Below are 14,838 nucleotides of genomic sequence, written 5' to 3'. Positions count from 1 at the left end.
TCAGCGTCATCCGATCAGCTGGTTGGTCATGGGCTTTCGGTCGAGAATTGGTGGGAAGCCGCGTGTGTCACCTTCGTAAGCAGGGCTCGGAACCGGGCCGCACCGGCAATCGGGGAGGCCCACGCGGACGACATCTCCACCAACCGGGTCTCCGAACGCTCCAACCAGGACAGAATGCGCTCGGTCTCCTCGGCGCTGGTAGCCGGCGTAGGTCCGTGCCCCGGGGTGACGGTCTCCGCGGTCGCCCGGATCATGGCGATCGTCGGTCGTGGGTGGATCCCGGGCGGGGACACCCCGGCGCCGGCCAGCCGCCCGTGCCGCACCAGCGCCAACTCCCAACCCCCATCCGGCGCCGGCCGGGCAGCCACCACCTCGGCGATGCCGGTGAGCGCGGCGAGTCGCTGCATCCGGGTAGTAGCGCGGAGCACGGCGGTGAGCCGGGACCGCACCACCGCGGCCTCCTCGTAGCGTTGTCCCGCCGAGAGTGTCTCGATTCGGTCAAGCAAGGCGTCCACCACGCCCTGCGGGTCGCCGCCACACGCCGTACGGAAGGGGATCGTCGCGCGGTCCGCGTACTCCGCCGGGCTGATCCGGTGCTCGCAGGGCGCCAGGCAGCGACCCAGCTCGGCCACGGCGCAGGCCGGCGTGACCTTCCGTAGCGACAGCCGGTGCGTGCACTGCCGCAGCGGCATCGCGTCGTGGAAGCCGGCCGCCGCGAGCTCCGCGGCGCGGCGGGAGGCGAAGGGCCCGAGGTAGGCATCGTCCCCCGGGGCCAGGTTTCGCACCACCGACAACCGTGGGTACGCCTCGTCTGTCAGCTTCAGCCAGACCACCCGCTCGGGGAACTTCGACCGTCGGTTGTACGGCGGGGCATGCGTCCCGATCAGGCGCAGTTCCCGCACCTCCGCCTCGAGCGAGTGGGCGCACTCCACCGCCTCCACCCGCTCGGCGGCGGCGAGCATCTCCGAGATGCGGGCCCGCTTCTCCCCGGCCGTGAAGTAGCTGCGGACCCGGGTGGCGATGTCGACCGAGGTGCCGACATAGAGCGGGCGGTCGTCGGTGCCCCGGAATACGTAGACCCCGGGCGAGTGGGGCAGGCCCTCGGCGAGGTGCCGCTTGCGGCGCTGCGTCGGGGTGACCGCCCGGGCGAACTCGATCGCCTCGCCGATGGTGTGCACCCGGTGACCACCGAGCCGCGCGATCAGGCCGTGGAGTACGTCAACGGTGGCCCGCGCATCGTCCAACGCCCGGTGGGTGGGCCGGGTGGCGGTGCGGAAGTACTCCGCGAGGGTGCCGAGTCGGCGGTTGGGCACCTCGTCGCGGGTCAGCACCCGTCGGGCCAGCGCCGCCGTGTCCAGCACCCGCGGGTTCGGCCAGCGATAGCCGTGCGCCGTGCAGGCCGCCTTGAGGAACCCCACGTCGTACGGGGCGTTGTGGGCGACCAGGACCGCGTCGGAGGGCAGGAACTCGAGGAAGCTCGGCAGGACCTCGGTGATCGGTGGGGCGGGCCGCAGCATCGCCTGGGTGATGCCGGTGAGCACGGTGACGAAGGGTGGGACCGGTGTGCCGGGATTGACCAGGGTGGCGAGCTCGCCGAGCTGTTCGCCGCCGCGGACCCTTACCGCGCCGATCTCGGTGATGCCGCCGCCGTCCGGCGCGCCGCCGGTGGTCTCGAGGTCGACCACGACGAAGGTGGTCGCGTGGAGCGGCAGTGCCGGGTCAACGCCGCCGACAGCGGGGTCGAGACCGGCCAACAACTCCTGGACATATTTCTGCGGTGCCATCGGCGGCACGCTAACGGCCTGGTCCGACACCGCGCCCCGCGGCCTTCGCCATCGTGCTGCCCGTGGCGTCGCCGACTTCGGTGGGCGGCAGAGAGTTGACAGCAGTCCTGCGATGAGATATCGGCTCACTCGCTCGGCGGCGGGTCGGGCGGCAGTGGGAGACTTGCGATATGCCCCTCGCCGAGCCGTACGACGACGACCACCGCCCCGCGGAGGAGCCGGTCGCCGCTGCGCCGGAGCCGGGCATCGAGGGTACGGGGGGCACTCTCGATGATCCGGTTGCCGCCGGCGCCACCGCGTCCACCACCGACCCGGCCAGCACCGGCATCGCCGGTGCGTCCGGTTCCGAACCCCGCAGCGGGGCCGATTCCGTACCGTCCGCTGACGGTGCCGCGCCGCCGGGCGACGAGGACACCGCAGCGGAGGGCGGTCCGGAACCGGTGCTGCCGGAGCCGGTCCGGCAGCGGATCGTGGTGCTGGCCGCCGCGGTGTTGCCCGGCCTGCCCGCCGACGAGGTGCCGGTCCCGCTGCGCCGGGTGGCCAAGTTCGCTCCCAACCGGCGGGCGCGGCTCGGCGCGCCGATGATCGCTACCCAGTTGACCGGTGACCCACTGTTTCGTCAACGGGTAGCCGCGCGGGTGCTTGCCGAGGCCGGTGACCTCGGCACGGCGGTGCTCGGGGGCGCCGCGCCGGCCGCCGCCGAGCCGGTGGAGGTTGCGGCACTGGCGTACCTGGCGCGCCCGCGGGGGTGGCGGGACCTCATCGAGTCCAGCGGTGCGGCGGTCCGGGCCGAGGCGGACAGCGCGGTCGTCGCCGAGCTGGTCCGAGAGGCCGAGCAGCGGGCCACCCGGGCAGAGCACGACCGTGCGGTGGCTCGGGTCGAGGCAGACAAACTCCGGGACGAGCTGGCCCGGGTCCGCGAGGAAATCGGCCAACTCCGGGAAGAGACGCGGCAGCTTGGCCGGTCGTTGCGGGAGACGCAGGCTCGAGAGCGCCGGGCAAGCGAGCTGCTCGCCACCGAGCGGGGCCGGGCGACGCGCGCGACGGCGGACGCCGAGGCGGAGCTGCGCCGGGCCCGGGCCCGGCTGGCCGAGGCGGAAGCGGCGGCCGGGGTGGTCCGGGCCAGTGCCAAGGAATCCAGGTCCGTTGACGACGCCCGGCTGTGGCTGCTGCTGGAGACGATCGGTCAGGCCGCGGTGGGCCTGCGGCGGGAGCTGGCGTTGGATCCGGCCGACAGGTTGCCGGCCGACTTCGTCGCCGACGCCTTCGCCGACCAGTCCGATGCACCCGTGACCGGTGTCGCCACCCGCGCCCGGGACTCCGACGATCCGGCCCGCTTGGACCAGCTACTCGCGTTGCCCCGGGCGCATCTGGTGGTGGATGGCTACAACGTCACCAAACGGGGCTTCGGCGAGATGTCACTGGAGCAGCAGCGCAAGCGGTTGATTACCGGGCTGGGGGGGATCGCCGCGCAGACCGGCGACGAGGTGACCGTGGTCTTCGACGGCGCCGAGCGGATGCATGGCCTGCCGCCGAGTCCCCGCGGCGTCCGGGTGCTCTTTTCCCGTAAGGGCGAGACAGCCGATGAGCTCATCCGGCGGCTGGTCCGGGCCGAGCCGTCGGGGCGGCCGGTGGTGGTGGTCTCCGCGGACCGGGAGGTGGCCGATGGCGTACGCCGGCACGGCGCCTACCCGTTGGGCGCCGACGCGCTGCTGCGGCGGCTGGCCCGTTCCTGACCGGCCGGCTGATCGGACCCGGGCGGGACGCGGCAGTCGGATTGACTCCCGGGATCCCGGTGGCGAGTTGATTGAGTTGTCCGGGATCTGTCATACGCGGTGTCTAGCGTCGATGTGACCGACGGTGTTGGGCAGATCTCGTAAAGGCGGGGTGCGGGCGCGATCAGGATGCGCGACCTGCTGGCCCGTCCACCGTCGGCGCGGCGGGAGGCGTGATGTTGATCGACTGTGACGGGTGCGTGGGCCGGGCCGACGGCTGTTCGGGTTGCCTGATGACCGTTCTGCGCAACGAGACCGTGGAGTTCGGTGCGGCCGAGGTACGGGCGATCGAAGTGTTCGCTCGGGCCGGGTTCGACGTGCAGGTGCTGCCGGAGCCGCGGCCTCCGGTGCGCCGGCCCGGCCGCCGCCACCGTCGGGTGGCCTGACCTGCCCGTGGGAGCGGGGCGGGCCGCGTGCTGTCCGTGGGGCGGGGAGCCGCGTGGTGCCCGCGGAGTCTCGACGCACCCGCCGCGGCCAGCCGCGATCGTCCGGTTGTCGTCGATGGTGTGTGCACCCCGTCCGTCGGGACCGGGTGGCCACTACGATGGGCGCGCACAGCGGGAGGAGTGGCATGACGCGGGAATGGCGCGCTGCGGGTGAGTCCGTCGCGACCGTCGGCATCGTGGGCCGGGAGGCGATCCAGTGAGTCCGCGCGGCTGGGCCCTGCTCACGCTGGTCGGGCTGGTCGCTGCGCTGGCCGTGACCGCCGCGGTGCTGATCCCGTGGCAGCGCCCACCCGCCCCGCGGGCGGACCAGCTCGCCGCCCTGGACGAGCTGCCAGGAGAGCAGGTGCGTAGAGGGCGGGAGTTCCGGGCGGCACTGCGTCCCGGCGGCTGGGCGGCGCTCGGCGTCGGCCTGTTGGTGGCGCTCGCGCTGGGGCTCACCCCGCTGGGTAGCCGCTTGGTCGAGCTGGTTGGCCGCCCGTTCGGCGGGCACTGGGCCGCGCAGGCGGTGCTCGGCGGGCTCACCGTGGTGCTCGTCGCCGACCTGATGACCCTGCCGTTCGCCGCCTGGCGACACACCGTGCTCACCCGCTACGGGCTGGCCACCAACAGCTGGGGTGGCTGGACCGTTGACCTGCTCCGGTCGTACGCGGTCAGCGCCGTCATCGGGGCAGTGGCCCTGGGTGGCTTCTACACCGTGATCCGGCTGGCGCCGCGCTGGTGGTGGGCGTTCGGCGCGGCCGGGGCGGCCGGCCTGGTGATGCTCCTGTCGTTCGTGTTCCCGGTGCTGGTGGAGCCGGTGTTCAATCGGTTCACCCCGTTGGAGCCGAGCCCACTGCGGACAGAGTTGATGGAGCTGGCGGACCGCGACGGCGTACCGGTTCGGGACGTGCTGGTGGCGGACGCCTCCCGTCGCACCCGCGCCGTCAACGCCTACGTCTCCGGGCTGGGGCCGACCCGGCGGATCGTCGTCTACGACACCCTGCTGCGCGAAGCCACCCCGGAGGAGGTGACGGCGGTGGTGGCCCACGAGTTGGGGCACGCCAAGGACCGCGACGTGGTGGTCGGCACGCTGACCGGCGCGCTGGGCGCGGCGGTGCTGGTGGTGGCGCTCTACCTGCTCGGGTTTGTCGCTCCGCTGCTCCGGATGGCCGGTGTTGACTCGATCGACCAGCCGCGGGCCTTCCCGTTGCTGTTGGCACTGGTGACGGTGGCCGGCCTGGTCGCCACGCCGGCGCAGGCGTTGATCTCCCGTCGGGTCGAGGCGCGGGCTGACGCACACGCGCTGGCGCTGACCAGGGACCCGCGCGCCTTTGTGGCGATGCAGCGCCGACTCGCCGGCATCAACCTCGCCGACCCCGACCCGCCCCGGCTGGGATACCTTTACTCCGCCAGCCATCCGTCCACGGTGGAGCGAATCGCCGCCGCCCGCGCCTACGCCAGGAAGACCAGTCGATGAGCGAGAGCCGAACGTTGCTTGTCACGAACGACTTCCCACCGCGGCCCGGGGGGATCCAGTCTTTCGTGCATGGCCTCGCGGTGCGCCAGCCCGCGGGCTCGGTGGTGGTCTACGCCTCGAGTTGGCGGGGCGCCGAGAAGTTCGACGCCGAACAGCCCTTCGCGGTGGTGCGGGAAGACACCAAGGTGCTGTTGCCCACCCCGCTGGTGGCGCGGCGGGTCACCCAGCTTGCCCGGGAAAACGACTGCGACACGGTCTGGTTCGGTGCAGCGGCACCACTCGGGCTGCTCGCCGCGGGTCTGCGCCGTCGGGCCGGCGTCCGGCGGGTGGTGGCACAGACCCACGGGCATGAGATTGGCTGGGCAGCATTGCCCGGTGCCCGTTCCGCGCTACGCCGGATCGGCCGGGACGTTGACGTGACCACCTACCTGGGGGAGTACACCCGGCTCCGGCTGGACCGGGCGTTACGGGGGGCGACCGAGCTGCGTCGGCTCGCGCCCGGTGTCGACCTCGACACCTACCACCCGGCCGTTCGGGGCGACTCGGTGCGGGCCCGGCTCGGGCTGGTTGACCGACCGGTCGTGGTCTGCGTGTCCCGGCTGGTGCCGCGAAAGGGGCAGGACACGCTGATCCGGGCGTTGCCCGAGATCCGCCGCCGGGTCCCGGACACCGCACTGCTGATCGTCGGGGGTGGGCCGTACCGGAACGGGCTGGGGAAACTGGCCCGGCAGGTCGGTGTCGAGCGGGACGTGGTCTTCACCGGCACGGTGCCGGCGGCGGAGTTGCCCGCGCACTACGCGGCCGGCGACGTGTACGCGATGCCGTGCCGTACCCGGAACCGGGGCCTGGACGTAGAGGGGCTGGGCATTGTCTACCTGGAGGCATCCGCGACCGGGCTGCCCGTGGTGGCCGGTGACTCCGGCGGCGCACCGGATGCGGTGCGCGACGGCGAGACGGGTTTCGTGGTGCGGGGGCGGGACGTGGCGCAGCTCGCCGACCGGGTGGCGACCCTGCTCGCCGACCGGGATCTGGCCCGCCAGTTTGGCGCCGCCGGTCGGGCCTGGGTCGAACGCGAGTGGCGGTGGGAGACCCAGGCCGCCCGGATGACCACTCTTCTGCGGCCCTGAGTGACGCGGTGGGCCCGGAGCCGACGCGGTGGGCTCGGAGTGACGCGGTGGGCCCGGAGCCGACGCGGTGCGCCCGGAGGAACGGTATTCAGCCCGGCGGTTAGCCCAGTCGGGCCAAAATCCGGTCAGCAGGTTCTGGACGGCCGAAGTGCCAGCCCTGGCCGGCGTCGCAGCCGATGGCCCGTAGCCGTTCGGCCTGCCCGGCTGTCTCCACCCCCTCCGCGGTGACGGTCAGGTTGAGCGCGTGGGCCAGCGAGACCAACGACGCGACGATCCTCTCGTCTGCCTGGGGCTCCTGGGCTCGTAGTCCGGCAACGAACTCCCCGGCCACCTTCAGCTCGGTTACCGGTAGGTCGCGCAGGTACGCCAGGTTGCTGTAGCCGGTGCCGAAGTCGTCGATGGCGATGCGGACACCGAGGTCGGCGAGGCGGCGCAGCGCCTGCACCGGTTCCTCGGCGGGGCTCATCATGGCGCTTTCGGTGATCTCCAGCTGGAGACGTTCCGGCGGTAGTCCGGTGTGCCGCAGTATGTTGCGGACCTCCTGCACCAGGCCCGGGCGGTGCACCTGCCGGACGGCCAGGTTCACGCTCACGAACGGCGTCCCGGCGGTCGCCGACCAGCTGCCCGCTGCCCGGCATGCTTCGGCGAGCACCCACCCACCGAGCGGGATGATCAATCCGGTCTCCTCGGCGAGGCCGATGAACTGGCCCGGGCGCAGGACACCCAGCTCCGGATGCCGCCAGCGCACCAACGCCTCCACACCCAGCATGCGGCCGTCGTGCAGGGAGGCGAGTGGTTGGTAGTCGAGGTAGAACTCGCCCCGGTCCAACCCGGCCGGGATCGCCGCGGTCAGTGCCTGGCTGGTTAGTTCCCGGCGGTGGCGCTCGGCGTCATAGAGCATCCAGCGACCGCCGCCGGCTGCCTTGGCCCAGTGCAGGGTGCAGTCGGCGGCCCGCATCAGCTCGTTCGCGGAGGCGCCGGCAACCTGTCGCTCCACGATGCCGATGCTGGTCCGGACCGTCACCTCGTGGCCCGCCACCATGGCCGGTTTGTGCACGGCGGCCAGGGCCGCCTCCGCCACCGCGATCACGTCCCGGGTGCCGCCGGTGCGTTCGATCAGGATGACGAACGCGTCGCCGCCGAGCCGGGCGACCAGATGCCCGGTGAGGGCCTGGCGCAGCCGGTTGGCCATTTCCGTGAGCACCCGGTCTCCGGCCTGGTGCCCGTGCTGGTCGTTGACCCGCTTGAACCCGTCCAGATCGAGAAAGCAGAGGCCGACCCGGTCCGTTTCCCGCTGCGGCGTCCCCAGGGCCGCGGTGAGCCGCTCGGTGAAGAGATTCCGGTTCGGCAGGTCGGTGAGTGAGTCGTGGGTGGCCTGGTGCCGAAAGCGGGCCTCACTGGCCCGGAGCGCCAGTTCGGCCTTCGTTCGCTGTGCCATCGCGGCCCGCCGGATCGACTCCTGCTCGTCCAGCGTGCGGTCGCGCAGCGCCCGGGCATATCCGGTGGTCACCGCGGCGAGCAGCCGGGCCAGGCGGTCCGCCACGTCTTCGGCGACCAAGCCCAGATCGCGCACCAGGCGGAGCTGAACGACCTCAACGGTACGGCCCAGCGCCTCGGCGGAGGCGATGTGTGCGGCCACCAGCTCGGCACCGACGCGCTGACCGGCTCGCAGGTCGAGCGGCTCGGCGAGTAGAGCTGCCGCCAGCTGCCGGGCGAGGCCGTCGAGTAGTCGTTTGAGCTGTGCCTGGGTCATCGGCAGGTAGCTCGTCCCGGCGATCGCGTTCGCCCATTCCTGAGTAAAGGCCGCCATGCCGGGGCTGACGCCGCCTGGCTGAGCCGCGGTGGCTGGGCTAGTCACCGATCCGCCCCACGCCACCGAGGAACGCCGATGCCTCGGCGTTCACGCTGCTCTCCGGGGTCTCCGGGCGCCACTGCGGGACCCACACCACCCCGGGCTCGACCAGCTCGAAACCGTCGAAGAGCGTGGTCAGTTCGGATCGGTTGCGGAACCATAGTGGACTACTGGTGCGTTGGTACACCGCCTCGGCGTCGCTCCGCTCGGTGTCCGGCCGCCCTTCGTGGCTGGCCTGCGACAGCACCAGCCAGCTTCCGGGGGCGAGGGCCTCGCGCAGGACCCGCAGCAGCTCGGCGGGGCGGTCGTCGTCGGAGACGAAGTGCAGGACGGCGACGAGGAGCACCGCCGTCGGCTCATTGAGGTCGAGCAGCCGACGGAGCTCGGGATGGCCGAGGATACGGTCGGGGTGCCGCAGGTCCTCCTGCATCACGGTTGCCTGGTCGTTGTCAGCGAGAATCTCCTGGCTGTGCGCCACTGCCACCGGGTCGGTGTCGACGTAGACGACCCGGGAGGTGGGCGCCACCTGCTGGACGATCTCGTGCACGTTGCCGACCGTGGGGATTCCGGAACCGATATCGAGGAACTGCCGGACCCCGGCATCAACCAGGAAGTGCACCGCCCGGCGCAGGAAAGCGCGGTTTGCCTGGGCCATCAGCGGGGCTTCTGGAACGGCTGCGACCATGGCCTGCGCTGCCGCTCGGTCCACCGCAAAGTTGTGGGAGCCGCCAAGGTAGTAGTCGTACATGCGGGCGACGCTGGGACGCTCGATGTCAATGTCGTCGGGTGCCCAGTCCGGCCGTTGCATGCCTCACCTCTTCGTGCGCACGGGGCCTGTCCCTGCAGACTGCCCTCCGCCGGGGGAGACCTTAGCGCGACATCGCGCCGACCGACACCGGCGGAGATGAGAAGTTGTCGGCTCGTTAGCTGAGCGGTAGGTCAGAATTTGGGTGCGTCGGGAGCCTCGAGCAGACCGAGTCGGAGCGCAGTCATCAATGCCTGGGCACGATTCGCGGCACCGAGCTTCTCGTACAGTTTGGAAATGTGGGTCTTGGCAGTGGACTCACTGACGAAGAGCTGCTTGGCGATGCCCGCCACACTCATTCCGTCGGCGAGCAGGCGCAGCACCTGCCCCTCGCGTGGGGAGAGCTGCGGCCCGGACGGGGCCAGCCGGCGCTTCATCGCCTCAGCCAGGTCGGCAGCGGTGAAGGCGCTGGGCGAGGAGGCGGCGTGCCGGGCGGCAGCGACCACCTCGTCCGCCGGGGCGGTTTTCGGGACGAAGGCACTCGCGCCCGCCTCGAGCGCGCCGAAGAGTTGGTCGTCGCCGGCGTACATGGTCAGCACGACGATGCCCATCGTGGTGCTGGACTTGCGTAGTGCGCGGGTGGCCTCGAGGCCGCTGCCGTCGGGCAGTCGCAGGTCCATGATGACCACGTCTGGTTGGAGCGCGCCGGCTTGGCGGACCCCCTCGGCAGCGGTGGCCGCCTCGCCGACGACCTCGAACTGCCGGTCGCGCTCGAAGGCATGCCGCAGCCCTTTCCGGATCAGGTCGTGATCGTCCACAAGGAGGACCTTGGTGCGAGTGGCGGGTGTCGGTGTGGTCATCCTCGGGTTACTCCCCTTCTACTGCGGTACTGCCACGCACGCTATCGCGTGGGGACGACGAACCCACCACCACGGCCACCGTTGTGCCGCTCGGCTGCCGCGGCCGGATCTCCAGTCGACCTCGGATACGTTCCGCCCTCTCAGCCATGATCGCAAGACCGTAGTGCCCGTCTGTACGGTGGTCGGAGATCCCGTGACCGTCATCCGACACTTCAATTTGGGCGTACGGCGGATCCACCGCACAGGTGACCCAGAGGTTCGAGGCACCAGCGTGCTTGCGGGCGTTGGCCACCGCCTCCTGGGCGATCCGCAGCAGCTCGGCCTCGGTGGCGGCGGGCAGCCGGGCGGTCGACTCGTCCAGCGACAGGTGCACCCGCAGGCCGCCGGAGACCCCGACCGTGCGCGCGTACTCGGCGATGGCGGCGGCGAGGCCACCGTGCCGGTCCACCTCGCTGCGCAGCTCGAAGAGGCTGAGCCGCAGCTCGGTGATGACCCGGGTGACCTCCTGACGTAGCCCACGCAGCGACTCAGCGGTCTCCTCGGTGTCCTCGTGCACCGTGGCCAGGGCGTTATCGATGCCGTAGCCAACCATCACCAGTTCCTGGGCCACCCCGTCGTGGATCTCCCGGGCGAGTCGTTGCCGCTCCTCGTTGGTGGCCAGGGAGCGCACCTCGTCGAAGAGCAGGGCTGCCTCCAGGCGTAGCGCGGCGGGGGAGGTCAGCCCGGTCGCCCGGGCCACCACCGCGGGCGGGTACGCATGCGCGACATCCGCCTCCAGCACCACCAATCCGACCGTGCGCACCCCGGCGACCAGCGGCACGATCAGCGCAGAGACCTCCCCACCGGCGGGTGAGCGGGCTTGCGAGTGCGCGGCGGTCTGTGGTTGCTGGCTGGCCCAGGCGTCGGCGATCGCCGAGTCCGCGTCCAGTGTGGTTTCCCAGTCCACCCGGTCGGCGCCGCACTGGGCCAGGACCACCAGCCGGCCACCACCGCTGGCCGACAGGACGGCCCCCCGGTCCGCCCGGGCCAGCGTCCGCAGTTCCTCCAGCAGGTGCTCGGAGATGCCGCCCGGGTCCAGTGTGGCGCCAGGTAGTTTTCGAGCTACTGTGCGTAGCTGGGTTAGGAGGCGGGTCGCCTCCGCGTATGGCTGGGGCTTGCTGTCGCTGCGCGCCCGGATCACCCGGTGCAGGGTTCGCGCCGCGTAGAGCCCGAGGCCGGAGAGGGTCAGCCACTGGGCGCTGACCGCCAGGTAGCCGACCTGGAAGAGTTGCCGCTGGCCGTCGATCTCGGTCAGCGCTCCGGCCAGCAACAGGGTGAGACCGATGACCGCCAGCAGCCCTGCGCCCTCGCGGAAGCGTCGGCGCAGGGCGGTGACGGTGATCGGGACGGTCAGGTATGGCAGCACCGCGGAGGCGCCCAGCCCGGCGTTCTGCGCGCCGATCGTCGCCACCGAGGCGACGTGGCTGGTGGCGAGTCCCAGCACCACCACCTCGGCGCCCCGGCTCAGCGGCCCGAGCTGGTCGTGTGTCGGTGCGAGCAGCGCCGGCAGGCCCGCCGCCGCCAGGAGCGCGATCCACCACAGTTGGGCGAGGTCGTGCGTGGCGAGCAGGCTCAGTACCGCCACCAGGGCCAGCATCACCACGCGTGCGGCGGCGGCTAGGGGGTGCGGTCGGGGCAGTCTCGGAGTGGAGGCGTGCACCTGACGGATGGTAGTCAGCTTCGGTAGATTTCAGCGATTTCTGCAGCGTACGACTTGTGCACGATTTGTCGTTTTACTTTGAGGGAGGGGGTCAGCTCCCCGGTCGTCTCGGTGAAGTCCCGGGGCAGGATCCGGAAGACCCGGATGGCCTCGGCCCGGGACACGGCCTGGTTGGCCGTGTCGATCGCGGACTGGATCTCGGACCGCAGCCCCTCATGATCGCGGAGCTGCTCGACCGGGGTGGTCGCCGGCAGGCCGGCCTCCTCCAACCACGCCGGCAGCGCCTCCTCGTCCACGGTGACCAGCGCCGCGACAAAGGGCTGCCGGTCGCCGACCACCACGCACTGGCTGACCAGCGGGTGCGACCGGACCTGATCCTCAAGGACCGCCGGAGCGACGTTCTTGCCGCCCGCGGTCACGATGATCTCCTTCTTCCGGCCGGTGATCCGCAGGTAGCCGTCGCTGTCGAGCTGGCCCAGATCGCCGGTGCGGAACCAACCGTCGGCGGTGAGCACATCCGCGCTGGCGGCCGCATTGCGCCAGTAGCCCCGGAAGACCAGGTCTCCGGCGACGAGGACCTCGCCGTCGTCGTCAATCCGGATGGTCACCCCGGGCAGCGGGCGGCCGACACTGCCGATCCGGATGGCGTCCGGCAGGTTGGTGGAGGCGGCGGGGGAGGTTTCGGTCAGCCCGTACCCCTCGTAGATGGTCACCCCCACGCCGCGGAAGAAGTGCCCGAGTCGCGCGCCGAGCGGCGCCCCGCCGGAGATTGCATCGTTGCACCGCCCACCGAGCGCGGCCCGCAGCTTGCGGTAGACCAGTCGGTCGAAGAGCGCGTGCTGCACCCGCAGCGCCAAACCGGGCCCGGTCGAGGTGTCCAGCGCCTCGCTGTACGCGATCGCGACGGCCTCGGCGCGGGCGAAGATCCGCCCCTTGCCGGAGGCGTCGGCCTTCTGCTTGGCGCTGTTGTAGACCTTCTCGAAGACCCGGGGGACGGAGAGCACGAACGTGGGGCGAACCGCCTGCAACCGGGGGAGCAGGTCGCTGGTGTCCGGGCAGTGGGCCATGGTGGCGCGCGCCTGCACCACACCGACCTGGATCAGCCGGGCGAAGACGTGGGCGAGTGGCAGGAACAGCAGGGTGGAGGCGCCCGGGCCGAACAGGTTGGGCAGCACGGGCACGGCGTTGGCGATGTCGGCGAAAATGCTGCGGTGGGTCAGCATGCACCCCTTGGGGCGGCCGGTGGTGCCGCTGGTGTAGACGAGGGTGGCGATGTCGTCGGCCCGCACCGCCGCGCGGCGCTGCTCGATCTCGGCCGGGTCAACCGACTCACCGGCGGTAACCAACTCGTCCATTCCGCCGCGGTCGATCTGCCACACGTGCGTCAGCTCGGGCACCCGGTCGCGGACCCCGGCGACCAGCGCAGCGTGCGCGTCCGTCTCCACCAGAACGCCGACCGCCCCCGAGTCGGACAGGATCCAGGCGGTCTGCTCGGCGCTGGAGGTCTCGTAAATCGGCACGGTGACCGCGCCGGCAGCCCAGACCGCGTAGTCGAAGAGCGTCCACTCGTACCGGGTACGGCTCATCAGCCCGACCCGGTCGCCGGGCTGTACCCCGGCCGCGACCAGGCCGGATGCCGTAGCGACCACCTCGTCGCGGAACTGGCGGCAGGTCACGTCGACCCAGGCGTCGCCGGCACCCGCCCGGATGAACTGCACCACGTCTGGGGCTACCTCAGCGTTTTCCCAGACCGGATCGGTTAGGTTGGCCGAGTCGCCGACGGTGACGATCGGTGGGACGGAGAATTCGCGCACCTGCACTCTCCTCGTGTTCACGCTGGCTGGGCAGGCCGCCCTCGCGGTCGGCTCTGTCGCAACCTACCCGCCCAGCGCGGCGGGTGGTGCAGACAGGTTCGTCACACGGCCGGGTAGCCTCCCCCCATGGCGGACTCCTCCACCCAGTCGATCACGATCGGTGCGGCACCGGAACAGGTGGCGGCGGTCATCTGCGACCTGCCCCGCTACCCCGAATGGACCGACGCGTTGCGGCAGGTGGAGGTGCTTGAGGAGGACGCCGACGGCTACGCCCGTCAGGTGCGGTTCACCCTCGACGCCGGCGTTCTGGTGGACGAGTACGTGCTGGTCTACGAGTATGCGGCGGACCTCAGTCGGATCGAGTGGCACCTGGCGGCGCCCTCCCGGATGCAGCGCTCCCAGCACGGTTCGTACGACCTGGTGGGCAACGCGGATGGCACGACCACGGTGACCTACACCCTGGAGGTCGAGCTGTCGGTTGGGATGCTTGGGATGTTTCGTCGTAAGGCTGAGAGAATGATCATGGAAGCTGCGTTGAAGCAGCTCAAAGGCCGGGTAGAAAGCAGCTGACGCGCCGTGTTGACGCGGCCGTTTCGGTAGAGGGAGCCGACCATGGGGGCAACGGAGCCGGGTTCGGCCCGGGAAGAGGCGGAACGGCTGGTCGCGACCCTGTTGGCCGCGGCGCGGCTCGCCGGGGCCGGCGCGGAGGGCGACACCTCGTGGGGTCCGCTCGGCGGGATTGTCTCGAGTGTTCTCGGTCACGCTGGGAGTTCGACCGGTGCCGGTCTGTCGACCGGTACGGCGGAGTGCTGTATCTGCCCGCTCTGCCGGGCGATTGTCGCCTTACGAGACCCAAGTCCGGAATTCGCCGAGCGGCTCGCCACCGGAGCCGGTGACCTGGCTGCCGGAGTGGCGAGCCTGCTCCGGGCACTCGCCTCGGCGCAGCCGGCCCCCACCGCGGCGGCGGACCCCACCGCGGAGACCGGGGCGCCGGGGAGGCCAACCCCGGTGTGGCAGGCAGCCACCCGGAGCAGGCATGATTCTCCGTCGGCGCCCGAGGGGGACGTCTGGTCCGCCGCGACTCGGGCGGACGAGGACCCCGCCCCGGCCGCCGCACCGCCCGTCAACGGCGCCGGGCCGACCGCGACAGAGAAGAAACCGGCGACGGCTGACCGTCCCGTGGTGCCCGCCGCTCGGGTGCCCGGCGACATGGGCGAGGACGCCCGCGGGGCCTGACCCGGCACCCCGACCCAACCGGCGGAACGCCCCGGGGCCGGGCA

Annotated in this window: 12 protein-coding genes; 6 read left to right on the top strand and 6 right to left on the bottom strand. The window is 71.6% G+C overall.

The window, feature by feature from the left end; genetic code table 11:
• Positions 1 to 26: 26 nt before the first annotated feature.
• On the bottom strand, positions 27 to 1,784 hold the full coding sequence (locus tag T398_RS07290) for a DEDD exonuclease domain-containing protein (RefSeq protein WP_496445590.1): 1,758 nt from the start codon (positions 1,782 to 1,784) through the stop codon (positions 27 to 29).
• A gap of 170 nt (positions 1,785 to 1,954) precedes the next feature.
• Between T398_RS07290 and T398_RS07285 the strand changes: the two genes are divergently transcribed.
• The 4 genes from T398_RS07285 (at position 1,955) to T398_RS07270 (ending at position 6,588) form a co-directional block, all read left to right on the top strand.
• On the top strand, positions 1,955 to 3,520 hold the full coding sequence (locus T398_RS07285; protein WP_496445589.1) for an NYN domain-containing protein: 1,566 nt from the start codon (positions 1,955 to 1,957) through the stop codon (positions 3,518 to 3,520).
• A 215-nt stretch (positions 3,521 to 3,735) separates the two neighbouring features.
• The gene (locus T398_RS07280; RefSeq protein WP_018726825.1) at positions 3,736 to 3,945 is read left to right on the top strand and encodes a hypothetical protein; all 210 of its coding nucleotides are present in this window, start codon (positions 3,736 to 3,738) and stop codon (positions 3,943 to 3,945) included.
• Positions 3,946 to 4,201: 256 nt separating this feature from the next.
• A complete protein-coding gene (locus T398_RS07275; RefSeq protein WP_496445588.1) occupies positions 4,202 to 5,461 on the top strand; it encodes a M48 family metallopeptidase in 1,260 nt (419 codons plus the stop codon).
• A complete protein-coding gene (locus T398_RS07270; protein WP_496445587.1) occupies positions 5,458 to 6,588 on the top strand; it encodes a glycosyltransferase family 4 protein in 1,131 nt (376 codons plus the stop codon). Before T398_RS07275 ends, T398_RS07270 begins: the two co-directional genes overlap by 4 nt.
• Positions 6,589 to 6,688: 100 nt before the next feature.
• Here the strand turns inward: T398_RS07270 and T398_RS07265 are convergent, their stop codons facing one another.
• The 5 genes from T398_RS07265 to T398_RS07245 form a co-directional block, all read right to left on the bottom strand.
• Positions 6,689 to 8,398, bottom strand: coding sequence for a putative bifunctional diguanylate cyclase/phosphodiesterase (locus tag T398_RS07265; protein ID WP_496445654.1), 1,710 nt, complete (start codon positions 8,396 to 8,398; stop codon positions 6,689 to 6,691).
• A 40-nt stretch (positions 8,399 to 8,438) separates the two neighbouring features.
• Complete coding sequence (locus T398_RS07260) at positions 8,439 to 9,248, bottom strand: SAM-dependent methyltransferase (RefSeq protein ID WP_496445586.1); 810 nt, start codon at positions 9,246 to 9,248, stop codon at positions 8,439 to 8,441.
• A 131-nt stretch (positions 9,249 to 9,379) separates the two neighbouring features.
• Positions 9,380 to 10,045: a response regulator transcription factor gene (locus tag T398_RS07255; protein WP_018251742.1), complete on the bottom strand. Its 666-nt coding sequence runs from the start codon at positions 10,043 to 10,045 to the stop codon at positions 9,380 to 9,382.
• Positions 10,046 to 10,052: 7 nt separating this feature from the next.
• Positions 10,053 to 11,744 carry a sensor histidine kinase gene (locus tag T398_RS07250; RefSeq protein ID WP_496445585.1) on the bottom strand — a complete coding sequence of 564 codons (1,692 nt, stop codon included), beginning with the start codon at positions 11,742 to 11,744 and terminating at the stop codon, positions 10,053 to 10,055.
• A 14-nt stretch (positions 11,745 to 11,758) separates the two neighbouring features.
• Positions 11,759 to 13,558: an AMP-dependent synthetase/ligase gene (locus T398_RS07245; RefSeq protein WP_496445584.1), complete on the bottom strand. Its 1,800-nt coding sequence runs from the start codon at positions 13,556 to 13,558 to the stop codon at positions 11,759 to 11,761.
• Between the two features lie 126 nt (positions 13,559 to 13,684).
• Between T398_RS07245 and T398_RS07240 the strand changes: the two genes are divergently transcribed.
• Both T398_RS07240 and T398_RS07235 read left to right on the top strand, forming a co-directional pair.
• Positions 13,685 to 14,128 (top strand): SRPBCC family protein, encoded by a 444-nt coding sequence (locus T398_RS07240; RefSeq protein ID WP_496445583.1) that lies wholly within the window; start codon positions 13,685 to 13,687, stop codon positions 14,126 to 14,128.
• A gap of 42 nt (positions 14,129 to 14,170) precedes the next feature.
• Entirely contained in the window at positions 14,171 to 14,794 is a 624-nt protein-coding gene (locus T398_RS07235; protein ID WP_496445582.1) for a hypothetical protein, read from the top strand.
• Positions 14,795 to 14,838: the final 44 nt, after the last annotated feature.

This window comes from Salinispora goodfellowii, from assembly GCF_059570675.1.
This window is presented reverse-complemented; position numbering and strand designations above follow the sequence as displayed.